This window comes from Bacillus sp. GM2 (assembly GCF_056155945.1).
The window spans coordinates 374,727-399,830 of record NZ_JBRKSZ010000007.1 but is presented as its reverse complement, the minus strand read 5'-3'; the positions used below and the strand labels follow the sequence as shown (position 1 = coordinate 399,830).

At 45.1% G+C, this 25,104-nt stretch carries 24 protein-coding genes and 1 pseudogene; 7 read left to right on the top strand and 18 right to left on the bottom strand.

Annotated elements, in window-relative coordinates; translation table 11 throughout:
- Window positions 1-180 precede the first annotated feature (180 nt).
- From ACVC9U_RS02960 to ACVC9U_RS02935, 6 genes are read right to left on the bottom strand one after another with little or no spacing between them, the layout of a single operon-like run.
- On the bottom strand, window positions 181-816 hold the full coding sequence (locus tag ACVC9U_RS02960; RefSeq protein ID WP_025807450.1) for a hypothetical protein: 636 nt from the start codon (window positions 814-816) through the stop codon (window positions 181-183).
- 16 nt (window positions 817-832) lie between these two features.
- Window positions 833-2,506: a glycohydrolase toxin TNT-related protein gene (locus ACVC9U_RS02955; RefSeq protein WP_075646712.1), complete on the bottom strand. Its 1,674-nt coding sequence runs from the start codon at window positions 2,504-2,506 to the stop codon at window positions 833-835.
- Between the two features lie 19 nt (window positions 2,507-2,525).
- Window positions 2,526-2,849 carry a hypothetical protein gene (locus ACVC9U_RS02950; protein ID WP_441390113.1) on the bottom strand — a complete coding sequence of 108 codons (324 nt, stop codon included), beginning with the start codon at window positions 2,847-2,849 and terminating at the stop codon, window positions 2,526-2,528.
- Window positions 2,846-3,553, bottom strand: a complete 708-nt coding sequence (locus ACVC9U_RS02945) for a DUF5081 family protein (RefSeq protein WP_003184719.1) — start codon at window positions 3,551-3,553, stop codon at window positions 2,846-2,848. Before ACVC9U_RS02945 ends, ACVC9U_RS02950 begins: the two co-directional genes overlap by 4 nt.
- Window positions 3,554-3,570: 17 nt before the next feature.
- Window positions 3,571-3,921, bottom strand: coding sequence for a WXG100 family type VII secretion target (locus ACVC9U_RS02940; RefSeq protein WP_003184720.1), 351 nt, complete (start codon window positions 3,919-3,921; stop codon window positions 3,571-3,573).
- 18 nt (window positions 3,922-3,939) lie between these two features.
- Window positions 3,940-4,299 (bottom strand): hypothetical protein, encoded by a 360-nt coding sequence (locus tag ACVC9U_RS02935; RefSeq protein WP_003184722.1) that lies wholly within the window; start codon window positions 4,297-4,299, stop codon window positions 3,940-3,942.
- Window positions 4,300-4,592: 293 nt separating this feature from the next.
- Between ACVC9U_RS02935 and ACVC9U_RS02930 the strand changes: the two genes are divergently transcribed.
- A complete protein-coding gene (locus tag ACVC9U_RS02930; RefSeq protein WP_441390112.1) occupies window positions 4,593-4,802 on the top strand; it encodes a zinc ribbon domain-containing protein in 210 nt (69 codons plus the stop codon).
- A 22-nt stretch (window positions 4,803-4,824) separates the two neighbouring features.
- Complete coding sequence (locus tag ACVC9U_RS02925) at window positions 4,825-4,998, top strand: hypothetical protein (protein ID WP_003184726.1); 174 nt, start codon at window positions 4,825-4,827, stop codon at window positions 4,996-4,998.
- Window positions 4,999-5,018: 20 nt separating this feature from the next.
- On the opposite strand, the gene ACVC9U_RS02920 is transcribed toward ACVC9U_RS02925, so the two are convergent.
- The gene (locus ACVC9U_RS02920) at window positions 5,019-6,500 is read right to left on the bottom strand and encodes an alkaline phosphatase family protein (protein ID WP_003184728.1); all 1,482 of its coding nucleotides are present in this window, start codon (window positions 6,498-6,500) and stop codon (window positions 5,019-5,021) included.
- Window positions 6,501-6,516: 16 nt separating this feature from the next.
- The gene (locus ACVC9U_RS02915; RefSeq protein ID WP_017474930.1) at window positions 6,517-7,650 is read right to left on the bottom strand and encodes an MGDG synthase family glycosyltransferase; all 1,134 of its coding nucleotides are present in this window, start codon (window positions 7,648-7,650) and stop codon (window positions 6,517-6,519) included.
- Window positions 7,651-7,749: 99 nt separating this feature from the next.
- Between ACVC9U_RS02915 and ACVC9U_RS02910 the strand changes: the two genes are divergently transcribed.
- Window positions 7,750-8,298, top strand: a complete 549-nt coding sequence (locus tag ACVC9U_RS02910) for a YkoP family protein (RefSeq protein WP_016885156.1) — start codon at window positions 7,750-7,752, stop codon at window positions 8,296-8,298.
- Window positions 8,299-8,342: 44 nt separating this feature from the next.
- Here the strand turns inward: ACVC9U_RS02910 and ACVC9U_RS02905 are convergent, their stop codons facing one another.
- From ACVC9U_RS02905 to ACVC9U_RS02895, 3 genes are all read right to left on the bottom strand, one after another.
- Entirely contained in the window at window positions 8,343-9,158 is an 816-nt protein-coding gene (locus ACVC9U_RS02905) for a metallophosphoesterase (RefSeq protein ID WP_003184734.1), read from the bottom strand.
- 131 nt (window positions 9,159-9,289) lie between these two features.
- Complete coding sequence (locus ACVC9U_RS02900; protein WP_003184736.1) at window positions 9,290-10,120, bottom strand: undecaprenyl-diphosphate phosphatase; 831 nt, start codon at window positions 10,118-10,120, stop codon at window positions 9,290-9,292.
- Between the two features lie 77 nt (window positions 10,121-10,197).
- Window positions 10,198-11,343: an AI-2E family transporter gene (locus tag ACVC9U_RS02895; RefSeq protein ID WP_003184738.1), complete on the bottom strand. Its 1,146-nt coding sequence runs from the start codon at window positions 11,341-11,343 to the stop codon at window positions 10,198-10,200.
- Between the two features lie 211 nt (window positions 11,344-11,554).
- Between ACVC9U_RS02895 and ACVC9U_RS02890 the strand changes: the two genes are divergently transcribed.
- Window positions 11,555-12,541 (top strand): Gfo/Idh/MocA family protein, encoded by a 987-nt coding sequence (locus ACVC9U_RS02890; RefSeq protein ID WP_441390111.1) that lies wholly within the window; start codon window positions 11,555-11,557, stop codon window positions 12,539-12,541.
- 44 nt (window positions 12,542-12,585) lie between these two features.
- Here ACVC9U_RS02890 and ACVC9U_RS02885 read toward each other — a convergent pair whose 3' ends face one another.
- From ACVC9U_RS02885 to tlpB (ACVC9U_RS02870), 4 genes and pseudogenes are all read right to left on the bottom strand, one after another.
- Window positions 12,586-13,110, bottom strand: a complete 525-nt coding sequence (locus ACVC9U_RS02885; protein WP_003184745.1) for a type 1 glutamine amidotransferase domain-containing protein — start codon at window positions 13,108-13,110, stop codon at window positions 12,586-12,588.
- 132 nt (window positions 13,111-13,242) lie between these two features.
- The gene (tlpB, locus tag ACVC9U_RS02880) at window positions 13,243-15,204 is read right to left on the bottom strand and encodes a methyl-accepting chemotaxis protein TlpB (RefSeq protein WP_440898618.1); all 1,962 of its coding nucleotides are present in this window, start codon (window positions 15,202-15,204) and stop codon (window positions 13,243-13,245) included.
- A 153-nt stretch (window positions 15,205-15,357) separates the two neighbouring features.
- Window positions 15,358-17,343, bottom strand: a complete 1,986-nt coding sequence (gene tlpB / locus ACVC9U_RS02875; RefSeq protein ID WP_075646710.1) for a methyl-accepting chemotaxis protein TlpB — start codon at window positions 17,341-17,343, stop codon at window positions 15,358-15,360.
- A 145-nt stretch (window positions 17,344-17,488) separates the two neighbouring features.
- Window positions 17,489-19,464: pseudogene (tlpB, locus tag ACVC9U_RS02870) on the bottom strand (methyl-accepting chemotaxis protein TlpB).
- Between the two features lie 130 nt (window positions 19,465-19,594).
- On the opposite strand from tlpB (ACVC9U_RS02870), the gene ACVC9U_RS02865 reads away from it, so the two are divergent.
- A complete protein-coding gene (locus tag ACVC9U_RS02865) occupies window positions 19,595-20,332 on the top strand; it encodes a protein-glutamine gamma-glutamyltransferase (RefSeq protein WP_441390110.1) in 738 nt (245 codons plus the stop codon).
- Here the strand turns inward: ACVC9U_RS02865 and ACVC9U_RS02860 are convergent.
- From ACVC9U_RS02860 to ACVC9U_RS02850, 3 genes are read right to left on the bottom strand one after another with little or no spacing between them, the layout of a single operon-like run.
- The gene (locus tag ACVC9U_RS02860; protein WP_441390109.1) at window positions 20,312-21,367 is read right to left on the bottom strand and encodes an NAD(P)H-dependent flavin oxidoreductase; all 1,056 of its coding nucleotides are present in this window, start codon (window positions 21,365-21,367) and stop codon (window positions 20,312-20,314) included. The genes ACVC9U_RS02865 and ACVC9U_RS02860 overlap by 21 nt on opposite strands.
- 15 nt (window positions 21,368-21,382) lie before the next feature.
- Window positions 21,383-21,784: a secondary thiamine-phosphate synthase enzyme YjbQ gene (locus tag ACVC9U_RS02855; RefSeq protein ID WP_075751251.1), complete on the bottom strand. Its 402-nt coding sequence runs from the start codon at window positions 21,782-21,784 to the stop codon at window positions 21,383-21,385.
- Window positions 21,785-21,822: 38 nt separating this feature from the next.
- Entirely contained in the window at window positions 21,823-23,505 is a 1,683-nt protein-coding gene (locus ACVC9U_RS02850; RefSeq protein WP_441390108.1) for a glycoside hydrolase family 13 protein, read from the bottom strand.
- Between the two features lie 302 nt (window positions 23,506-23,807).
- On the opposite strand from ACVC9U_RS02850, the gene ACVC9U_RS02845 reads away from it, so the two are divergent.
- The gene (locus ACVC9U_RS02845) at window positions 23,808-24,398 is read left to right on the top strand and encodes a TetR/AcrR family transcriptional regulator (protein WP_016886099.1); all 591 of its coding nucleotides are present in this window, start codon (window positions 23,808-23,810) and stop codon (window positions 24,396-24,398) included.
- Window positions 24,395-25,069 carry a YqeB family protein gene (locus ACVC9U_RS02840; protein WP_016886100.1) on the top strand — a complete coding sequence of 225 codons (675 nt, stop codon included), beginning with the start codon at window positions 24,395-24,397 and terminating at the stop codon, window positions 25,067-25,069. Before ACVC9U_RS02845 ends, ACVC9U_RS02840 begins: the two co-directional genes overlap by 4 nt.
- Window positions 25,070-25,104: the final 35 nt, after the last annotated feature.

Here is a 25,104-nt window from a genome sequence, read left to right as displayed (position 1 = left end):
GATTTCCATGCGTTTTAGTTTTTTTGCTCTTCATTTTTCAAATTTCGGTTTAGAAAATCCATTTAATTAATTATTAAAAAATTCACTAACTATTCTATCTAACTTGTCGTTTCCTTTTTCATTTTCAGAAAGATATTAAATTAAAACAAAACCCTCTGTTATAGTGACCGATGAAAAATTCTACGAAAGAAAAGTATTTATGTCTCCTTCAGAGAAATTATTTGCTATTCCTTCAGTTTCCAACAAGTTTTTCACTTCATTTTCAAATTGATAAAGCAAATAAACTTTTTTGAACGCAATAAACAGTGCTCTTTGATTTTGGATTGCTACTGTAGATTGAATCACATTACCTTTATCGTTGACAAAAGAGACAATTGAACTTGTTTCGTCTTTCTTCTCTAGCATAATCGCTCTATTTTTTACTTGTGATTGTCCCAAAACAAATAAAGAAGCAGGGATCCCTAATATATACATGCCTTCAAAAAGTTTACTTTGATCGAATGTAGGTCCACCTATATCCAACTCTTCATGTTCCATCACAAAAAGCTGAAACTTTTCTAAAAAATAAAAAGAAGATAACCTATCCAATAAAAAGTGTTTTGCCCCTTCAACTTCATTGTCAAATTCTTTTGTTATTTGCAAATAAGGATTATTTTGTCTTTCAACCATAAACAAACCATAAACCCATTTATCTTTGTCTTTCTTCAATATATAAAAATTTTCATACGGAGCAACATTCTCTTTAATGCAACTATCTTCAAGAGTAGTTGATTTCCCCAACTTATTCAAAATTTTATGTGTTTGATTAATATTCACTAAAAGTCCACCCCTTTTATTTAATTTCCCTTATATAACCTAATTTCAATAAATTTTCGACGGTAGCTTCGAACAATTCACCCGTTTCTAAATGCTTAATTTTTGTATTTCCTGTGAAGTATTGAATGCCTCCTCCAGGCCTATCAAACCAAGGAGCAATTTTCCCACCTTCGACTTCAAATTCTATTAATATTTTGTATTTATGATAAGGTGCATCATCACTATGTAAAGCTAAAGCCCTTTGTTCGTATGGAATCCCCGCTGGAGAAACAAAGGTTCCATTCGGGCCTCCATATCTATCAATAATGGTTCCTTGTTCTAGTTTCATTTTCACAGGCTCACCATCAAATCCGTTATTTGGCGGCCAATTGATGTCTCCAGTCTCTTGATTATAGTATTTGGGATTATCATAAACCTCTTTGTATTTTAAATATTTTTCTTCACTTGGAGGATAAGACCAGCCTTCCAGTTTTGCCTTATCTGCTTTACTTATTTCTTTAACAGCTTTGCTGGATCCAGCCTCAATCTCCTTCTCAACCCGCTGAATCGAATCCTGAATCTTCGTTTTCGAAGCCTTATGGGCGTCGTTGACGTGGGCGGAGTAATTGGACCCTTTTCGGACGAGGGTGCCGCCTGCTCCTGCTTCCGCACCGCGGGCAATATCGCTCAAGGCGTCGGCGCTTTTGGCGAATTGTTTTTTAATGGCGAAGCCTGCATCGTTGAGCCGGTCTTGGGCTTTCAGCCCATTCACCTTCATGCGGTTCGCCCAGATGTTTTTGCTGTCTTTAAGAGATTGTACCACATGTTCTGTTTTGCTTGAAATTTGGCCGATTGTGGCTACGCTTTTAAATGAACCTTTCGCCGCGGCTGCGCCTGGGATGATGTCAAGGGCGCCGAACACGCCTCTTTCAAACCTTTCGCCTGTGTTTAACTCCCGCTGCGTCATCCAGTCTTTTCCTGTTGCCGCGCTCGCGATATTGGCTCCTCCGTAGGCGACGGCCACCGTGAGACCTGCCGGTGCGCAAAAGATGGTGAGCACGATAATGCCTGCTCCGGCCAGAAGATCCCGCCATAATTCCTGATTCTTTTGGACATCGCCGATTGATTCGTATTCAAATCCGCGGGAAGAGGCAATCGCTTTCGTGTATTCTTCATACGATAACTCAATGTCGGGGTGGTTGATCTGGAATTCTTCAAATTCTTTGCTCAGTACGTGATCAAACGATTCCGAGTCTTTGAAGATATCATTTACGCTCACTTTCGCTTTGTCGGTTTCAACCGCTTGCTTGGACATGCCGTATCCGACGTAAGTGGTTTCCTTGGAGCCGATCCGGTTTACGGTGGTGTAATTATGTATGGTCAGTCCGCGCATTTTTTCGGCGAACGCGTCTATTTTTTTATAAAAAGGGCTGTCAATGTGGTCTGCCACCAAACTGCCGGCTTTCAGGCAAAAGTCGGCCAGCTTTTGATAATCCTTAAACAGTTCCTCGATCTTGCTTTTTTTGCTGGTGTGGGTAAAGCTGATCGACCTGTCGCTGTCCTTGTCTTTGATTTTGGATTCGATATCTTCCAAGAGATCATTGAGTTTTATAAGGCCGGATTTCATACCGCCGCCGTATTGGCCGCCCGTCAGCGCATCAAGACCGTCTTTCATGCCCTGCCATTCTTCCGGTACGTATTTCACATCCATTTAGATGATCGCCTCATTTCTATTTCTGAATCTTGTAGAGTTTTTGGAGCTCTTTATCTGTTTCATACATTTTCTCCATCGCATAACTGACAATGTGGGAAGCTATACAGTAATTATCAAACAGCTCCATCGTCTTTCCGAGAATATCCGCGTAGCTTTCAATCGCTTTTGATGCTTGTCCGGCTTTATAAAAACCGGATTCTGAGAGGTTTTTGATTTCCTTCTGAACCCCTTCTGTATAAATATCGCAGATGCTTTTCAGCTTATTGGAAATGGTGATCATTTCTTCAAACTCGAGATGGATGTTTGTACCGCCGCCTCCTGCTCCGCCTTCTGCATTCATATCATCGCCCTCCCTGCTCTGAAATTGATCTGCAGTGCATCATAGATCCGGTTGTTCATGATATAAAGGCTGATCCATTCATATCGATCATTTAAAGGATCAACCGAGATGAAGTCTTCGCCTTTTGTAAAGTAAAGTGTTGTCGTCTGGAAGCCGGGGTCTGCCGGTTTTTGCTGTGAGGCTAGCTTGAACGTTTCCACAGCAAGAACTTCTTTTTCATCAAGATTCATTGCCCTGACTTCCGCTTTTTCAGCGGCGCTCATCGGTTTTGTCAAAAAGGCGCGGTCTTGATCACGCGGCTCCCTTACTAAAAATGACACCTTTGAAATGAGCGATAAATAAACTTCGCGCTTTTCCACATAATCTAATGTGTACCCTTTGCCCGGGCTTATTTCAGTCAGGGCGATAACGCGCTCCTCGTCGTCCGGCAGAAATGCGCACATCACGTTATTAAAGCGCACGTATTCTCCGCTTTCTTGGTAATGTTGCAGCAGCTTAATCAGAAAAAAAGCGGTCTTGGTCAGCTTGCCTTCCTTTAAAAGAATGCCTTTTTCAATCAGGCTGTCCTTTGCTTTTATTGCACAATCCGGCTCGACCAAGGCCAGCTGTTCGCGTTCCGGAAGACCGAATATGTAGGAAACTCCGGCTGCTCCTGCTAAAACATACAGTTCTGCCGCCGACAGCGTATCTGCTTTCACCTGCATGTCATTCTCCTTCCCTGTTATAAGTTTTTGATTTCCTGCACTTCACTGAGCTGCGAAAAACCGTCGATGTGTTTTTCCAGCGCATCTAATGCAGCGGTATGCTCTTTCAAGGCGTCTTTCATATCGGCATTCAATTCAATAATCAGCTCAAGGTAGCTTAAAAATGCGTCGCGGGTTTTCCCGCTCCATTTGCCGCTTTCGACGTACGCTTTCAATTCCTTTGCTTTTTTGAGCGAATCGCCGACATGTTTTTCGATCGCTTTCGCATGGGAATGCGCTTTTATTGTTCCATTGTGTGAAATTTTCACAGTCTCTCCGCTTACTTTCGGATTCGCCGCTTGATAGTTGTAGTATCCATATCCGTCCATGACTCGGCTGTTCCTCCTCTACGCCTTTTTCTCTTCAGCTTCAGCTTTTGCTTTATAATACTCCCACTTGCTTTTCGCCTTCGTCTTGGCGCTTTGGATGTCATCGACCATATCTTTAAAATGCTTGACCAATTCCTTCAGCTTGGCATCCTTTTCATGGCGGGTATCCTCAAATTCGTGTGAAGGGATTTTCAAGTCCGGGAGATTGCTGTGGTAAGCCTTCAAACTTGCATCAATTTCTGCTAATTTCGTCTTGACATCGCTTTCTTTATCAGATAAATAGTCGTATAAATTTTTATACTCATCGCGTTTTCGTTCATTTTCCGTGTAGGATATGTGCAAAAAGTTGCCTACTGAATCCCAAAAACCTTCGCTCAAAGCAGCTTCCCCTTTCGTTTATCCTAGTCAATAAAAACTATTTTCCTCTAGTGGATGATATTGTAATAGGTTTATCTTACAGGATGGTCCCAGACGAATGAATAGGTTAAAAGAATTGTTTTCCGCGGCACAAAAATAAAATTACCAGTCGATAAGGATCTTTTATAAGCAAAAAGATCCAGTCTGATTTTCCTTGTTTTCCGGCCGATCATTTCCTGAGAAATATTTTCTTTTGAAGAACATTCCATTATAATGAACTTGGTTGGATTTTACATCGCGAAAGGAGAAGCGCCATGCGTGAACATAAAGGATGTATCAAGTGCGGAAGCAAAGATGCGGGGCAAAAAGAAATCGCGACGACCGGCACCGGCCTGTCAAAATTGTTCGATGTGCAGCATAACCGTTTTCTCGTCGTTTATTGCAAAAACTGCGGGTATTCAGAGCTGTACAATAAACAATCTTCAACCGCCGGAAACATTCTCGACCTGTTCTTTGGAGGATGACGGCTCGAAAGGAGAAACGGTTATGGGGGAAAAATACGGTTCATTGATTGCCATATTTATTTTGGCATTATGTGTGCACTCCAACATTGTCGTAGAACATGCGCTCTTACAGACAATCATAAAGGCAGTTTCACTTTTTGTGATGATCGCTTCGGCGCTTGCAGCATTTGTCAAAGGCATCAGACAACCGTCATAATGGCGGGGAGGGGGCTTTAGTCATTCCCCCGCTCCCCGTGATTTGACTAAATCGAGGATCCATTCTTTTATATCGACAAGACGATTGTATGCCGGCATTGTATCGGTTCCGGTGATGATCATGGAGACGAGGGTGTCCTGCTTATGCAGTGCACCGTGGCTGGCTCCTCCGACGTGCGTCGGCGACCCTTCGCCGATAAATTCGTATCCGGGCTTTGCATTGGCGATCAAATAATCGCCTTCATGAGAAAAAAATGAAGCGTACAGTCTGGCCAGCGCATCAGGAAATTTTCCGTATGTCAGGCTGTTCTGCTCAACCGTCAAATCGAGAATATGTAAATCCCCTTCCAGCGTCCACGTTTGTCCAAATTCGTCCGTGCATTTGCCTCCCGGCCGAAATGTGAGCTTCCCGTGCTGCTCCCCCGAAACGGCCTCAATTGAATCCGCTTCATTTTTCCAGCAGATGATGTCGATCCGTTCGTCCTTTTGCAGAATGTCCGCTATCCTCTTGAGCGGAAGCTTCGCTTTATCGAGCGAATAGATGAACGCCATTCTTTCGTTAACTGCAAGAACGATGTCGTCATCGGCCGTCACACCTTTCTTTAATTTCACAATGCGAAAGGCGTCCAAAAGGCTTCTCAAATCAATCAATGCTTCTTTTTTATTGCCGCTGATCCAGGCCTGTCCGTTGTCCCCCATCACGATCCAAATGTGATCCTTTAAAGCGGCTTCCCATGACGAAAAACTGTCTAAAATCCTTTGAACATGCCGGTCGGCTTTCGCCACCCCCGCTGCGTCGTTCCTCCCGTGTTTATGCACGTGCTGGTCGAGATCGGGAAAATAGACGAGCGCAAGAGGCGGTACTTTGTTTGTTTGAATCAGATAGACCAATTCATTGGTTGAAAATCGGTCGTTAAAACCGAATTTTTTGAAAAGCGAGCGGTTGGCCGGATTCACTTTGGAAAAACCGCCGTACGAAAACAGCTGGGATGCGTTGATTTTGACTGACCGGTTTAATCCGGAAATCATTGAAAAAAGAAAGGGAATCTGCAAATAGCCGTCCCGGCTCCCCCTGTGCAAGAGCGCATTGATCGAGCACGTTTCGATTCCTTTTTCGTCAAGCTCTTCGTGAAGCGTCTTCACCTGTTGGCTTAAATGAACCTGATTCAGATTGTAAAAGACGTCTCTGGAGGATTGTTTGATGCCTAATTTCAGAAGCTCTCGAATGTGGCTGCCATAATTGATAATCCGTTTTTCCTTCGCGTTGTACCACACAAGGCCAGGCACTTTGTGCTGGTCGCTGTACACCCCTGTAAGCAATGTGCTGTCGACATTGACAGACATCGTCGGAAAAGGGCTGATCATATCAGGCACATAACGCCCGTTTTCCAGTAAATATTGCAGTCCAGGAGCCTGTCCGTTTTTCACGGCTTCTTTGAGCGGTTCATCCATTAATGAATCGATCAGCAACATGACGACTGATTTCTTGCTGCTCTCAGACATCGTTCTTCCTCCTCCCTTATACGTGAGCATTCCCTAAACCGCTCCGGTTATGAATGATCCCGTCTAAAATATCGCTGAAATCACGGTCCGATTTTTCGCGCAAATATTGATCGACGCTCATTTGATAGCGCCTGATGTCTTCATCCGAACGGAAAAAGGAAAGCAGCTGCTGTTCAATCGGCTGCTGTTTTTGCTGATTCAGTTCGATGACAAGGTTTTTCTTTTTCAGAATATCGAGATTCATCTCTTCCTGTCCGGGCAGCGCATGATAGATGAAAACAGGGAGCTGTTTTTCAATGCACTCGCTGATCGTGACGCCGCCGGGCTTCGTAATAATGCCCGACGCCTCCGCGTATAAGCGGTTCATTTCAGTCTTGCTTTCGATATAAGGCAGCGCTTTAATATATGGATTGTTTAAATCACGAACATACCGGTAGAGCTTTCGGTTTTTTCCGCATAGTATTTGGTATGCGACATTCCCGTTCGGCGACAGTTCCCGCACGAGTTTAAAAATGCCGCCCACCCCCATGCTTCCGCCGGTTATGAGGATGTTGCAAAACGCTTTTTTGTCCCCGTCCTGCTCAGGCTTTCTCTCCGTTTTATAGGAACGGTGCACAGGTATTCCGGTCAGAAAAATTTTCTCTTCATCAACGCCTTCTGCGATCAGCTGGTCTTTGATGTCTTTGATCGGCGCGAAATGATAATCAATCTTCTCTCTTCCCCAGATTCGGTTGACGAAAAAATCGGTATATACATTGACCACTTTCATGTCGGGAAATTGGCCTTTTAAGCGGTTCAGCAAATAGGAGGGCAATGCATGCGTACAGAACACGATATCAGGCTTTTTTTCTGCAATAATCTGCTGCATGCCTTTCAAAAAGATCAGCTCATACAAGAGGTGGCGCTTTGCCGTTTCATGGCGCCCGCACGCCAGGAGATGATAGACCGAGCTGTAGACTTTCGGAAAATACTGAATCCATGACAAATATGCCGCAGAGGAGGCCTTTTCCAGCCGCCGATAAGCATGTGAAAAAATGTCGATTTTTTCACAGTGATGGGATTTGAGGAGCAGTTCTGTCTGCAGCGAATCGGCAACGTGATGATGACCGGTGGAAATGCTTAAAAAAGGGAAAATCAGAATCTTTGTCATCTCCATCCTCCATTTCAGAAGAAAAATGTTTTCCATTTATATTTTTCAAATATCCAGCCAAAATATAAGTGTATTTTTTCAGGAAAGGAAAGTGACGACTTGAGAAACTGTTTTTTGTCAATTTGGAGTGTAATTGACCCGTTTTATTATTTTTTTTCAAGACTGACACTCATTGACCAAACGAAAACGAGCATTTTTCGCGTCCGTCTAACAAAGTACAAAGGGATCGATGTGGTGTTAAGCGATGGGACGGTTATTAAGAAAAACGATGTTCTGATCAAAATTCATCTGCACAATATTAAGCTGATCAAGGAGCTTCAAAATATTGAGAGCGCTTTCAGAAGAGGCATTCTCATTTATCAAAAAGCGTATTTTTCAATGCCGATCTTGGCCGAATATATCAAAAATCATCACCGGTCAGACCAAATTAAAGGCATCATCGGCATCACTACGCTGCATAAAGGAGTTGAGAGGCTCGGTTTTGAAGCGGTTGAGCCTGCGAACCAGTTTTACAGAGTGTTCAAGAAGCTGACGCAGATACCGATCTTATATTTAACAACAAAGCAATTTTCTCTTCGCAAAATCCCCCCTTCCCAATATTTGTTTATTTCGAAAGAAAAATTGTTCAAGTCCTATCTGCAGAAATAAATAAAAAAGAGACTGATGCAAAAAAATGCAACAGCCTCTTCTTTTTATGAAATGTGATGGAACGTCATTTCCGGACGGCTTCCGATTCGGATGTTCGCCCCAGTCTGACCCAATCCCTCGCTGATATAAAACGGTTTGTCATGATGGTAGTGAAGACCTTTTATCATATTCATTCGCACAAGCTTTCCCATCTTCACGAGATGATAAGGCTTCGGCCAATGAATCTGACCGCCGTGAAAATGTCCTGAAAGAAGATAGTCAAAGTGAAATTCCTGCATATCAAGCACAACGTTCGGATCATGCGTCAATACAAGGTTGTAGCCCTCTTTAAGCCCTTTATATGAACCGGCAATATCGCTTCGCTTCGTGCTGTAATCATCAATCCCGATAATGTTGAGTGTCTCGCCTTCCACTTCAATGGAGACATGCTGGTTCTGTAGGGTGATGCATCCGTTATCTTCCAGTACACGTTTCAGCTTCCGAAAGTGTTCGTCTTTCAATAGGTAGTCATGGTTGCCGAATACAGCGTACATCCCGTATGCCGGCTTCAGTTTTTTCAAAGCTTTTAAGTAGTTTGCAAGCTTTGGAATATTTCTCTTCCTATCAAGAAAATCTCCTGTTAAAGCAATGAGATCCACTCGTTTTTTATTGGCAAGTTCAAGAATCCGTTCAGGTGAAATCGAAATGTTTTCTAAATGAAGATCGGACAGATGAAGAATGTTCAGCTTTTTCTTTAAAGCGGGAGCCTGCACGCGCTCGACCGAAATCGTGTTGACTTTCACATCTTTTGTATTGTGGTTCGCTTTATATAAAAAAGGCATGAGGCCTAAGATAATCAATAAACATGCGATAATAAACATTTCAATATCTCCTCCCTCTTACTAGTATAGTAAGTTGGCAGGCGGTTTTACAGTGGGAAATAATAGAATATCATTCTTTTTACCCATAACAAAACCGATTTCCAGCCGGAAATCGGTTCGCATTTTCACTCTTACAGAAACAAAATGAACAGAAGCAGCCCTAAAACGATTCGATAGATGGCAAACGGAACCAGCTTGATCTTGTTGATCAGCCGGAGGAAAAAACGGACGACAAAAAGAGCGACAATAAAAGCGCTGATAAACCCTGCGATAAAGAAAGGCAACAGGTCTGCACTCAAATATGCCCAGTTTTTGATTAAAGAGAGCAGGCTTGCACCCATCATGATCGGAATCGCCATGATGAAGGTGAAATCAGCGGCCGCTCTGTGGCTCAAGCCGAGAATAACCCCGCCTGAAATCGTCGAACCCGAGCGCGAGAAGCCCGGCCAAAGCGCCAGACATTGAAACAGCCCCATGCCAAGCGCCTGCTTATACGTCATCCTATCAACCGAATCTGTCGTATCCTTGCGCCGATTGATCCAGTCGGCTGCGAGCATCAGCACCGCACCGGCGATGAGACCGACCGCAACGGTGCGGACGGAAAACAAGTATTGATCAATATAGTCTTCAAATAAAAATCCAAGCACAGCGGCGGGAACAAGGCCTACAGCGATTTGGGCGATGGAAAGGCGGTTTCCCGATTTCTGCTCTTCCGTAATGTTTTTCTTCATGCCTAAAAGATTGAGAATCCGGTCTTTAAATACGATGGCGACGGCAAGGATGGAGCCGAGCTGAATCACGACTTTAAAGGTATTCGCCGCCTCCGGCGTAAGCAGTTCTTTCGATTTCAGCCAGACATCGTCAACAATAATCATATGCCCTGTTGACGATACAGGGGCATATTCGGTTAATCCTTCAACAATTCCAAGTATGATAGCGACAATAATATCCCAAATGTTCATATGTCATTCCTTTCGCTTCCTTAAAACTTGTCCTCTAATAAACTATTTATATTAAAAGCCGATTATGCAAGCGGGATTCAGACTTCTTCGTTTTTTTCGTAAAGGTGTGAACGCTGTTTAAACCATTCAAATAAATGCGTGACAACCACTTTGATGACCGCGTATCCGGGGATGGCGAGAATGACGCCGATCACGCCGAACAGCTTGGCTGCCGTCAGCAGCACAAAGATGATTGTTACCGGATGGATGTGCAGGTTTTTTCCCATAATCTGCGGCGAAATAAATTTTCCTTCAAACAGCTGCACCACAGTCCAAACGATGATCAGCTTCACAAGCATAAACGGAGAAGTGACCAAAGCGATGATGATTGCCGGCGTAATCGCAATCGTCGGTCCGAGATACGGAACGATGCTCGTACACGCCGCCACAAGGGCCAAAAGAGAAGCATAATCAAGACCGATGATCATATATCCGATAAACAACAGGCAGCCGATACAGAAGCTGACGATGATCTGCCCCCTGATATACGAACTCAGCCGGTGATTCATCTCGGACATCATCACATACGTCTGCTCCCGCAGGCGGACCGGTATGAGTTTTAGAATAAACAGCGGCAGTTTTTTGCCGTCTTTCAACAAGTAAAACAGGATAAACGGCACGGTCACAATCGAAATCACGACCTCTGTCACGGCGCCTATGAACGTTCCCACACCGGTAAACGTACTGTTTAAAATGGTGGTAGCCTGATCGGATAATTTGCTTGCCAAATCGGTCAGATTGATGTTCATCGTCTGCTGGACCTGATTAAAGAACTGGCTTCCGATCAGCTGTTTAATTTGGTCTTCCACAATGTGGACATACCTTGGGAAGTTATCGACAAGGCTTGTGATCTGTTCCCTTAACAGCGGGATAACAGAGACGATCGAAATCGTGATCAGACCGATGATCACAATGTAGAGAAGAAGAATCGAATAAATTCTTTTCACGTTTTTCCGCTCTAGAAAATCAACGATCGGATTTAACAAATAATAAACGACACCTGTCAGCACGACAGGCAGAGCGATGGTTTCCACAAGAACGATGAAAGGCGTGAAAATAAACGATGCTTTTGTAAATACAAGGATGTTCAGTCCGATCAAAAGCAGAATAAGCAGAAACAGGACGAATTTATTGTCTAAAAAAAACTTTTTAAACCTGCCGCCCCACATATGCAAAGAGTCCATGGCGATCCTCCATTAACGTTGGTTTTATAAATTAAATTGTACACTATTACTCCTCATACTAAAAATAAAACCATTGCTATTGGTCTTTTTTTCCGCTTGAAAACGTTTATTGTTATATAGATATACGCCGGCGTTTCCGTCTTTTTGTCTTTCGCCGGCAAAAGAAAACACTGTATAATAAACATATCCTACAGCGAAAGGGGAAAATAGCATGATGCGGTTCGGGGTAGTCGGAACAAATTGGATTACCGACCGGTTTCTTGGGGCGGCCCGTTTGATCGAAGATTTTCAATTAACCGCGGTATATTCAAGGACCGGAGAGCGCGGACGTGAATTCGCGCAGAAATACGGAGCCGAGGCGGTTTTTACCGATATCGGAGAAATGGCTGAGAGCGATGTTATTGATGCGGTATATATCGCAAGTCCCAACTCTTTACATAAAGATCAGGCAGTTACATTCATGAAAAGCGGAAAACACGTCCTGTGCGAAAAACCGCTTGCGTCCCATGTCAAAGAAGCGGAAGAAATGGTAAAAACAGCGCAGGAACACCGCGTAACATTTATGGAAGCGATGAAAACGACGTTTCTTCCGAATTTTAAAAACATCAGTCGCAACCTGCACAAAATCGGCAAAGTCCGCCGTTTTACAGCCAGCTACTGCCAATACTCTTCCCGCTATGACGCCTATCGAAACGGAACCGTCTTAAACGCATTTAATCCGGCTTTATCGAACGGTTCCTTGATGGATATCGGCGTCTATTGCGTTCATCCCGCGATCGTCCTGTTCGGCAACCCCCTCGAAGTCAAAGCGAACGGGCTGATCCTTGAGTCAGGGGCGGACGGTGAAGGAACAGTGCTGTTAAAATACAAGGAGCACGAAGCCGTACTGATGCACTCGAAAATCTCAAATTCCTTCATCCCGGCTGAAATTCAAGGAGAAGAAGGCTCTATCGTCATCGATAAAATCCACCGCCCCGAACAAGTCGACATCCGCTATCGGGACGGTCGGGTTGAACATCTTACGCTGCCTGATGACAAACCGGCCATGTTTTATGAAACAGAGGAATTCATCAATTTAATTAAACAAGGGCGGATCGAGTCTTCGCTTAACACGTTTGAACGTTCTATAGACACATTGGCGGTCATAGATGAAGCGCGCAAACAGATCGGTCTCGTTTTCCCCGCTGATCACATGTAGCAAATGAGCCGCCCCGGCTCGAATGAACGGGCGGCTCATCTGTTTTAGGACTGCGCCAAAAGATCGGCAAAGGCTTTGACATAGATCGGCAGGTCCGGCGGGCGGCGGCTTGACACGATATGGCCGTCGACGACCGCTGCTTCATTCACCCATATGGCTCCGGCATTTTCCATATCGTCTTTAATCCCCGGTGTGCTTGTAACCTTCCTGCCTTCCAATATTCCTGCAGAAATCAGCACCCAGCCGGCATGGCAGATTTGTCCGATGGGCTTCTTCCTTTCGTTGAACCACCGAATCATCTCCAGGACCTCGGGATATCTTCTGAGCTTGTCAGGCGCCCAGCCTCCCGGAACCAGAACGGCGTCGTATTCCTCAATGTTCACGCTTTTCAGCTCATAATCTGAGACAGCGGGCACTCCGTATTTGCCCTTGTATTCATGATCCGCTTTTTCACCAATGAAATGTACGATCGCTCCTTCTTCCTTCAACCTCAAAACTGGATACCACAGTTCTAAATCTTCGAATTCATCGCTGACAAGCGCGATCACTTTCTTGCCTTCCAGTCGCATGATTGATCCTTTCCTGTACAACCAGTGTACGATAGATGACAGTCTGTTTAAACCTATTTATACCCTTCCCCGTTCCTTTAAAAAGATGCTTTTCCCGGGCAAAAGGCTGCCGGATCGGCGGAAGCCTGATGTTTAGTCAATCTTAAATTTTTTCGTTAAATCGCGCAGTTCTTCAGCCATTTGTTCAAGCGTAGCCGCAGAAGAACTGATTTCCTCCATTGAAGCGAGCTGTTCTTCAGCCGAAGCGGCAATGTCTTGAATGCTTCCTGAGCTTTCACGCGATACGTCTGCAATTTCTTCAACCGCTCCCGCGACTTGCTGTGACCCTTCTGACAGCTCTTCAACTGCCGCATTCATCGTCTGCAGCTTGCCCGCGATTTCGTTTGTCATGTCATAAATCTGCTTAAAGCTTGTATCTGTTTCATCTGTGATGGTGAGTCCCGACTGTACTTCACGGTTGACGTCCCGGAACATGTCCAGCGACTTTCCGATTTCATTGACGATTTCCTGAATGAGCGCTTCAATTTCTTTTGCCGATGACGCGGATTGCTCAGCCAGTTTGCGCACTTCTTCGGCAACTACAGAAAACCCTCTTCCGGCTTCACCGGCTCTTGCTGCTTCAATTGCCGCGTTCAACGCGAGCAAATTCGTCTGGTCTGCGATGCCGTTGATCACCCGCAGGATCGCCGTAATGTCTTTTGATTTGCTCTCAAGTCCTTTCACGACGGATTCCGCCTGTTTAACGGAATGATCGATGGAATTCATCTGTCCGACCGTTTTTTGAACAAGCTCTCCGCCTGTACCGGCAATGTCCGTCGATTGAATGGATGATTCTGTAATCGATGCTGAGACTTTGGACATTTCATGCAATCGGCTGTTCATGTCAGTCAGCTGCTGCGCACTGATTTCCACTTTCTCATTTTGGCTTTCATTTCCGTTTGAAAATTGTTCGATCGCAGATGTAATATGTTCTGTCGCCTTGCTTGTCTGATCCGCGCTCGCGGTCAGCTGCTCTGACGAAGAAGCAACGTTTTCAACCGATGTCTGAATGACGCTGATTAAAGAGCTCAGCGATTCAGCCATATCGTTGAAGCTTGTTCCGAGCTGTCCGATTTCATCTTTTGAGCGGACAGTGATTTTTTGCGTCAGATCGCCGCCGCTGATGCTTTTCGCAGAGGAAACGAGTTCGCGGAGCGGCCCTGTGATCGATCTGATGATGAGAATCATGAGAAGCACGCCAATGATGATGCTGGCGCCCAACGTAATCAGAGCGGCATTCAGCACAGGCTGTGAGGCTTCTTTTAATTCAGTGATATACATGGTTCCGCCGATTTTCCAGCCGGTCAGCTTGTTGGTCGCGAAAGCCATCTGCTTTTCGCCGTCAAGCGTGTATTTGAATGTTCCTTTGTCATTCGCATATACCTTTTCCGCCCAGCTGCCTTCGACATCTGTGCCCGCATCATGTTTCGGGTGGGCGACAAACTTTTTATCAGCGCTCGTGATAAAGGCAAAGCCTTTTTTCCCGATGGTTACGCGTTCTGTCGCTTTAATGAGCTCTTCGATTTTCATATTGACGGCGACAACGCCGGAGCCGTCCTCATGCATCTTGGCGATGGTGATAACCACCGTTCCGGTTGACGCCGTTTTGTAGGGGTCTGTGATAACGACTTCGCCCTTGTGTTCAGCGGCTTTTTTATACCAGTCCCGCTCTACCGGATTATATCCGCTCGGCATCTTTTGATCCGGGTAGCGGATGAACTTCCCGTCCTTTGAACCGGTAAAGATCCCTTCAACATCGGGATGAAGCTTGGCGAACTGTTCGAATTTCACTTTTAAAGCGTCGCTTTCTTTCCCTGTAAAAGAGTTTTCTTTAATGAACCCGCTGAAATAAGACATGGCGTTTGTTTTCTGGCTGATATTCTGATTGATGATTTCATTCAACTGGTTAACGTTTTCGCGCGCATTGTCCATGATTTCTCCGTCAAGCGTACTGCTTGCCGTTTGATACGCACTATAGGAGAGGACGATGATTGGAACAGTTAAGATAAGCAAGAATGAAAGAATTAATTTCTTTGCAATGGAGGGACGTTTCATCCAATTTACAATGTTTGACATATAATTGTTGACTCCTCTTTTCTGTTATATTCCTAATATCGGATTCTCTTAAAAGTTTTTATATGGATTTTATAACTTTTTATAGTCTAAAATAACTAAAAAACATCCGGCGGATAACCGGATGTTTTAAAGCTATTCAATCTTAAATTTGCGTGTCAAATCACGCAGTTCTTCAGCCAGCTCCGCCAGTGTCGTGGAGGATGCGCTGATCTCTTCCATTGAAGCAAGCTGTTCCTCAGCTGAAGCAGCGATGTCCTGAATGCTTGCCGAACTTTCTCTCGATACATCAGCGATTTCTTCGACCGCGCCCGCAACTTGGCGGGAGCCTTGCGTCAATTGTTCGACAGCGACATTCATCGTCTGCAGCTTGCCAGCGATATCATTGGTCATATCGTAAATCGTTTTGAAGCTTGTCTCTGTTTCATCGGTGATTCGAAGTCCTGACTGTACTTCATGATTGACCGATTTGAACATGTTCAGGGAGTTGTCGATCTCCTTGACGATTTCCTGAATTAAATGTTCAATTTCCTTCGCCGAGTCGGCGGATTGTGCGGCGAGCTTCCTGACTTCTTCCGCCACTACCGAAAAGCCGCGGCCCGATTCTCCGGCCCTTGCCGCTTCGATCGCGGCATTGAGCGCCAGCAGATTCGTTTGGTCGGCGATTCCGTTAATCACGCGCAAAATGCTTGTGATATCTTTGGATTTAGCTTCCAGTCCTTTGACGACGGCTTCCGCTTGCTTGACAGACCGATCGATCGAATTCATTTGGCCGACCGTCTTTTGAACAAGCTCTTCTCCTTTGCCGGCAATCTCAGTCGATTTCAGCGACGCATCGGTAATCGCAGCTGATGTTTTTGACATGTCATATAACCCGTTGTTCATTTCATTCAGCTGATGCGAGCTCGCTTCCACTTTTTCTTTCTGGCTTTCATTTCCGTCGGAAAATTGTTCAATGGCCATTGTAATATGCTCAGTCGCTTTGCTTGTCTGCGCCGCGCTGGCATGAAGCTCTTCAGATGAAGAAGCTACATTGTCAACTGATGATTGGATGACGCTGATTAAAGATCTCAGCGATTCGGCCATTTCATTAAAGCTTGTACCGAGCTGACCGAATTCGTCTTTTGAACGGACTTCGATTTTTTGCGTCAAATCGCCTCCGCTGATGCTCTTTGCGGATGACACGAGCTCGCTTAACGGCTTGCTGATTCCGCGGATAATAAAGTAGATGAGAATGCCGCCGAGCACGATCGCCGCTGCCAAAATGATTATCGCCATGTGGAAGACGGGCTGGGCGGCCTCTGATATCTCATCTGTGAACATCGTTCCGCCGATTTTCCAGCCGGTCAGCTTGTTCGTCGTAAAAGCCATTTTCTTTTCTTTTCCTTCAAATGTATATTGAAAATCGCCTTTCTCACTGCCGTACATTTGTCCAACCCAGTCGCCTTTGCCTTCGGTTCCGGCTTCGATTGTCGGATGGGCAACATATTTTTTGTCATTGCTTGAAATAAACGCAAAGCCGCTTTTTCCGATGTTGACGCGCTCTGTCGCTTTGATGAGTTCATCGATTTTCATGTTGACGGCAACAACTCCTGAGCCGTCCTCCGTCTGCTTCGCAATCGTAATGACCATCGTTCCGGTTGACGCTGTTTTATAAGGGTTTGTGATGATCACCTTTCCTTTATTTTCAACGGCTTGCTTATACCAGTCCCTGTCCGCCGGGTTATAGCCTTTCGCCATTTTCTCGGCGGGATATCGGATGAACTTGCCGTCTTTTGAACCTGTGTAGATCGCTTCCACATCCTGATTCAGCTTGGCGTACTGCTCGAGTCTTTCTACGAGTGATGCGTTCTCTTTTTCTTGATAAAGCTTTTCATTTACCAAGCCGCTGAAAAAGGAGACGGCCTCCTCTTTCTCTCCGATATTCTGGTCTATGATCTCATTCAGCTGTTCGACATTATCGCGTGCGCTTCTCATGATTTCCGTTTCAAGAGAGCTTCCCGCCGTTTGGTACGCACTATAGGATAAGGCCAAAATCGGCAAAGTTAAAACCAATATAAAGCTGAAAAACAGCCTTTTTGAGATAGACGGACGTTTAAGCCAGTCCAATATCTTTTTCATTTAGTATAACTCCTTTAGCTTCTAGATTATGAAACTAATATCGGAGCTTTCATTTACTTTTGCATATTAAAAAACTTTAAAAAGTATTTCTGAAAATTCTTGAAGATAGAACTGAAAAAAGAGGCTGACCAGCAGCCTCTTTTCATCAAATCTTAAACTTTTTCGTTAAATCGCGCAGCTCTTCAGCCATCTGTTCGAGCGTTGCAGCGGATGAGCTGATTTCTTCCATGGAAGCCAGCTGTTCTTCCGCTGAAGCGGCGATGTCCTGAATGCCGGCAGAGCTTTCACGCGATACGTCGGCGATCTCTTCGACCGCATCGGATATTTCGTGAGAACCTGTTGATAAATGCTCTACGGCGGCATTCATCGTTTGCAGCTTGCCTGCGATTTCGTTTGTCATGTCGTAAATGTGTTTAAAACTAGATTCCGTTTCTTCGGTAATTTCGAGTCCTGACTGTACTTCCTAGTTGACCGATTTGAACATGTTGAGCGAATGTTCGATTTCCTTAACGATATCCTGAATCAGCGCTTCGATTTCTTTTGCCGATCCCGCTGATTGAGCCGCAAGCTTTCTGACTTCTTCAGCGACAACCGAGAAGCCTCTGCCTGATTCGCCGGCCCGCGCTGCCTCGATGGCGGCGTTCAGAGCTAATAAATTCGTTTGATCGGCGATTCCGTTTATGACGCGCAGGATCGCGGTGATATCTTTCGATTTCGCTTCAAGCCCTTTGACAACCTGTTCAGCCTGTTTGACAGACCTGTTGATCGAGTTCATCTGCCCGACGGTTTGTTGGACGAGCTCTCCGCCTGTTTCGGCAATTTCCGTCGATTTACCCGAGGATTCTGTAATCGATTCTGACACGCCTGCAATTTCATTCAGCTTCTCATTCATTTGGCTGAGCCGCTGTGAGCTTTCTTCGACTTTTTCGCTTTGACTTTCAGCGCCGCTTGAGAACCGCTCGATGGCTAATGTAATGTGCTCGGTCGCTTTGCTTGTCTGGTCCGCGCTTGCCGTCAGCTGCTCTGAAGAAGATGCCACATTGTCGACCGATTCTTGAATCGTGCTGATCAGAGAGCGCAACGAGTCAGCCATTTCGTTGAAGCTTGTGCCCAGCTGGCCGAATTCGTCTTTGGAGCGGACATCGATTTTTTGTGTCAGATCTCCTTCGCTGATGCTTTTTGCAGAAGAGACGAGTTGATTTAAAGGCTTGCTGATCGCGCGGACGATAAAGTAAACAAGGATGCCGCCGAGAATAATGGCGCCTGCCAATGTCATGACTGCCATGTGAAGCACTGGCTGGGCAGCGTCTTTAATCTCCGCTGTATTCATCTTTCCGCCGATTTTCCAGCCGGTTAGTTTGTTTGTCGTGAAGACCGTTTTCTTTTCTTTGCCTTTTTCATTGAAGGTGAACAAGCCGCTCTCTTTGCTGAACATTTGCTCTGTCAGATCAGCTTCTGCATCTGTGCCGGCTTTTATTTTCGGATGGGCGACATACGTTTTCCCTTCACCGATGATGAATGCATAGCCGGTTTTTCCGATGCTGATGCTGTTTGCCGATTTGATCAGCTTGTCAATGTTCAAGTCAAGGGCGACGACCCCAGAACCGTCTTTATTCTGCTTGGCGATCGTGACGACCATATGGCCTGTTGATGCGGACTTATAAGGTTCAGTTACGATCGTTTTCCCTTTTTCCTGGACAGCCTGTTTATACCAGTCGCGTTCTACCGGGTCATACCCGTCGGGCAGTGGAGCATTCGGATATTGTGCGTAAACACTATCTTCCGATCCGGTGAAGACGAGTTCAACATCGGGATTCTGTTTTGCAAACTGCTCAAACCGTTGTTTAATGGCAGTCTGGCCTTTCTCTTTGTATGATCAATCCATTCGCTGAAATACGCAATGGAAGTCTCCTTGCTGCCGATATCTTGCTGAATGATGTCGTTCAGTTCATCGATATTGTCTTTCGCACTTCTCAAAATCTCATCCTCAAGCGTGCTGCTGGCCGTAAAATATGAAGTAACCGAAAGAACCAAAATCGGAATTGTTAAAATGAATATAAAAGAGAAAATTAATTTTTTAGAAATAGAAGGACGTTTCATCCAATTTAAAAGCTTTTTCATGTGTGATTCCCCTTTCTCTACTTTTATCGGAGACGGGGTCTGTTTTTTAAATAAAAAAAGCGGAAAATTAGACCGTTTTCCTGCCCAAGCATCAGGCATACGCTAATAAAAAAGGAAAAGGGTGTATCCTATGATAAGTGTTTCGGGCTACCGGCTCCGTCCTGAGGATATCGAAAAACTGAATGTCAGTCAGACGCAGAGAGACATCGCCAACCGGATGCTGGCCATGCCGTCCAGATATAGATACGGTTCAATCTCAGAGCTGTTATTTGAGCTGAGATTCAGAGAGCATACCGTCAAATCGGCCAGAGAGCTGATCAACAGCGGAGCGAAGTTTGCCACCTTTTCAAAGACATACGGGAATGAAGAGTTTTGGAGGGTGACGCCTGAGGGGGCTTTGGAGTTGAAGTACAGGGCACCGGCTTCAAAGGCGATTCGAAATATTTTTGAAAGCGGCCCTTCTTATGCTTTTGAGTGCGCGACTGCGATTGTCATCATTTTTTATATGGCGCTTCTCAAAACGATCGGCGACCAGACATTTGACCGGAATTATCAAAGGATCATTTTATACGATTGGCACTATGAGCGGCTGCCGATCTATACGGATAAAGGAAACGACTACCTTCCGGGAGACTGCCTGTATTTCAAGAACCCTGAATTCGATCCCTCAAGACCGCAGTGGCGCGGAGAAAATGCTATTTTACTTGAAAATAATCTCTATGCGGCACACGGCCTGGGGATCTTAAGCGGCGAAACAATCATTGAAAAACTGAACGGGCTGAGAAAGCCTCATGCACAGACGTCCGCCTATCTGCTTTCCCAAGTGACGCGGGTTGATATTCCGGCATTAATTCAAATGATCAGATAGCACATCAGCCGGCACAAGCTGATCCATCAGCTCCTTGACCGTCGTTAGCCGGACGGAGGCCCGCACGCTCTGTCCGGCCCACAGTGACATGTTATCCGTATTCCCGTCAAGCTTCGCCTGTTTTCTCATCGGCTGTGTCAGCGTGTTTTGCAGAGGATAAGGCAGCGCTTCAGCTTCTTCATGGCGTCTGTCTTCCATCCACTGATTGACGATGCCTCTTGCCGGCTTCCCTGAGAACAAACGGGTCAGACTTGTGTCGGTTTCAACCGCTTCGAACAATTTTTGTTTGTAGGCAGGGTGTGTTCCGCTTTCTTCGCACGTCAAAAAAGCGGTACCGATTTGAACGCCCTGTGCGCCGAGGGCAAAAGCTGCAGCAACACCTCTTTTGTCAAAAATGCCGCCCGCTGCGATAACCGGAACCGACACATGATCTGCCGCTTGGGGAATTAAAGCCATCGAGCCGACAGCGGGCTCTCCCTTCGTTTTCAAGAAGTCCCCCCTGTGGCCGCCAGCTTCACTTCCTTGAACAACGATGACATCCATCCCCAATTCTTCAAGCATCAAGGCTTCTTCAACCGAAACGGCGGTGCCCATTAAACAGCAGTTTCGGTCTTTCAGTTCTTTGACGGCATCGGCCGGCGGCGGGCCAAACGTAAATGAAACGGCGCTGATCCCTTCCTTTAGTATGATTTCGATTTTCTCGTAAAAATCGTCCCAGTCGTGTTTCTCTTCTGGCACGGGTGAAGCCGACCGTGCCAAAGGTATCTTCTTTTGCCACCCTTCATATTTTTCCCGGCTGACATTTTCCCGTTTTTCAGGAATGAAGAGGTTGACTTGAAACCGGGCTGATGTCAGCTTTTTGGTTTCCAGAATCTGTTGTCGAAGAACTTCCGGCGTCAAATAGCCGGAGGCAAGGCTGCCTAAGCCGCCGCTGTCAGATACGGCTGCGGCGAGCCTTGGCGTTGTCGGTCCGCCCGCCATCGGCGCCTGGATCACAGGCTTTGACAAAGAGAGGCGTTCCATGAACTGATTCATTTTTATTTCCTCCTTTTAATCGGCTAAAATTTTAAAATAGCACGTCCGGTGCCTCGGGCCGTCGAACTCGCAGAAATATATGCCCTGCCAAGTCCCGAGGACAAGCCTGCCTCCTTCAATCAAAATATGCTGCGATGCGCCGACCGTGCTCGCTTTCAAATGCGCCGCTGTATTCCCTTCCATATGGCGGTCAAGCTCATGTTCCCACGGATACACTTCATCGAATCTTCTCAGCATATCGCGTTTGACATCGGGGTCGGCATTTTCATTGATCGTAATGCCTGCCGTTGTATGCGGACAGTAGACGATAACAGCGCCGCTGGAAACATCGTTTTCTGAGATGAATCTTTGGACGTCATTTGTAATATCAAGCATTTCATCGCGCCGGTTTGTTTGAATCTGTATTTTTTTCAACATACGAATCCGCTCCTTTCTTGGCACCCTTTCTCAATTCGTTACAAATCGCCGATTTCCTGTCTGATCAAATAAACACGCGCCTCATAAGGTCTCATCATGAAAGATGTAAGGTGCTTGTGCGCGTTGATATCCGCATTTGACAGCAGCAGTCCGTCCGTACATAGCGGGTATGCGGGATGATGGTAAAACGCCTGGCGCGCGCTAAGGTTGACGATCATGATGGCCGTTTCTTCCCGAAGCTTTCGCAAGTATGCAAAAATCTGCCGATCCTCAGGCAGAAGCAGTTTATATGATCCGTCGATGAAGACGTCATACCGCTTTCTGATTGCGATTAACCGTTTATAAAAGTGATAGACCGACCGTGGGTCATGCTGCTGATGAACGACATTGATCAGCTTGTAATTTTCGTTCATCAGCAGCCACGGCGCCCCTTTAGTAAAGCCGGCATTTGGCCGATCCGTCCATTGCATCGGCGTGCGCGCGTGATCCCTGCTCTTTTTCCATACCGCCTTCATGATGTCTTCGTGTGAGCAGCCCTTTTCTTTTTGAATCCGGTAATAATTTTTAATCGAGACGTCATCATAATCGTCTATATCGAAGAAAATCGCGTTTGTCATTCCGATTTCCTGCCCTTGATAAATAAACGGGGTGCCTTTCATCAAAAAATACATTGCAGCTAAGGCCTTTGCGCTGTCTATTCTGTATTTCCCGTCATCTCCCCAAACTGAAACGGCCCGGGGCTGATCATGATTTTCGATAAAAAGCGCGTTCCAGCCTTTTCCTTCAAGAGCAGATTGCCAGTTTGACAAAATCAGCTTGAGTTCGGGGATATCGGGTTCTCCGCCTTCAATATCCCAAAGCCCGAGGTGTTCAAATTGAAAAATCATGCTGAATATACCGTTTGGTTCTCCACCCCAGTCCTCCGCTTCTTCAGCGCTGACACCGTTTGCTTCGCCGACTGTCATGATATGGGGATACCCGGCGAACGTATTTTCTTTTAGTTCCTGCAATAACGCTATAATCCCGTCGACATTCATATGATAAGCAAATGAAGGCACAAAAGAGAGCCCTTCCGGATTCGGCAGATCCGGAAGTCCTTCTTTTTTCTTAATGTGTGAAATCGCGTCAACCCTGAACCCGTCGATTCCTTTTTGAAGCCACCAGTTGATCATGTCATAAAGAGCGCTTCTCATGTCACTGTTTTCCCAATTCAGATCCGGCTGCTTTTCGTGAAACAGGTGCAGATAATATTGCTCTGTTTTTTCGTCATAAGTCCAGGCTGAGCCGCCGAATATGCTTTCCCAGTTGTTCGGTTCGCTCCCGTCCTTTCCGTCTTGCCAAATATACCAGTCCCGCTTCCCGGAATTCCGCTCTGCCCTTGATTCGATAAACCATGGATGTTCATCGCTCGTATGATTGATGACGAGATCGATGATCAGTTTCATTCCGAACTGATGCGTTTCAGTCAGCAGAGCGTCAAAGTCGTCCATCGTGCCAAATTCCGGCATAATGCTTTGATAATCCCTGATGTCATAACCGTTATCGGCATTGGGAGAATCAAAGACCGGACAAATCCAAATGGCATCTGCCCCGAGCTCCCTGATATACGGAAGCTTCTCTCTGATCCCGTTGATATCTCCGATGCCATCCCCGTTCGAATCCATAAAACTGCGCGGATACACTTGATATATGACAGCCTCTTTCCACCATGCCCTTGTCATTCAAACACCCCTTGTTGTGAAGACATTATGATATATGAATAAAATATTTTTAGACTCCGAACATAAACATCCTATAAACTTTGATATACCAACGATTATACGTTTCTCAATACTAAATATGCTTTGCGGCTTATAAATCCTTTGAAGGCAGCAAGGGTGATGGCAAGAGTAGGTGAAAGAAGCTTTAATCCTTTTGAAACGGAGCATCTGTTAATACAGAATATGTAAAGCATAAATTACAGTTGCTTTTTTACCTATCGGTAAGTAAAATAAATATACAGATTATGCTAAGGATGATTTCAATGAAAAAGAAAATGAACACCCAAGATGCGATTGTTGAAGCAGCATTTACTCTTATTGCCCAACACGGCCTAAAAGGCACGAGCCTTTCAATGATTGCATCGGAAGTCGGCATTTCTAAACCGGCTATTTACTATTATTTCCCTTCTAAAGAAGAGCTGGTGGATTATCTATTTCACATTGTATTTGATGATCACAATTTCTCTGAATTTTTTTCAATCAATGAGTACACGAAGGAAAACTTTAAAAAACGATTAATAACAGACGGCATACGCTATTTTGAAGAGTATAAACATAACTCTCCTGCTTTAAAAGTGGTGCACGAGTTTGTTTTAAGTGCAGCACAAAAACCAAGGTATGAGAAAAAGCTTAAATCTATCATGGAACAATTCTTAGAAGGTTTTGAAGCTTTGCTTTCTTACGGTGTCGAACTCGGTGTCATCTCTTCTAAAAACACCAAAGTGAATGCACACTCCCTTGCCCTGATCATTGATAATTTGGGTAACTTTATGATTTTAGGAATCGAGATGGATTATAAAAAAATATGGGAAACAGCAGTCAGTCATGTGATGAAAGGCAGTGAAAGATTTTGAATCAGGAAACGATCATTGGATTATCTAAAATAGAGAAAACCTTATATTGGATCATTCCACCGGTTTTAGGAGCTGTTCTTGGATGGTTTTTGCCTGTTATAGCCGATTGGGTATTGACCATTCCAATCGTTCCTTTTAAAGGGCCTTTGGAATTTATCACATCACTAAACAATTTCTGGGTTTCAATTATCGCTGCAGTTATCGGAATCGTTGCCGGCCTATTTTTTTCACAATATATTTTCACTGAAATTCTTCAGGTGTTCATCTCTGATCAAAATGTGAAGCTGTTGTTTAAAGAGAAAGAAGTAGTGATTGAGAAAAAAGACATTTCTGCAGTTTATCTTGAGAATAAGGATCTTGTTGTTCTTGATCATAAGGGTACTGAATTGTACCGTGAACAACTTGAATCAAAGAGAGCCCTTGCAGAAAGTGCTTTTAAACATCACGGCTATAAATGGGCAGACGAAGATCCTTTTAAGAATGAGTATCAACGCTGGGTTGCGGATCACCCCGATTTTCCCTCGCATATCAATACGCTACTTTTAGCCAGAGAACGAGCTTTACTGGATAATAAACATGAAGAAGCAAAAATTCTGCGCAAAGACCTGGCAAAGCTTGGAGTGGTTATACAGGATGAAGATAAACGGCAATACGTAAGGATGGTATCGTAATATTTCAGTTGCGAACGCCTAAAAAAGAACATTAG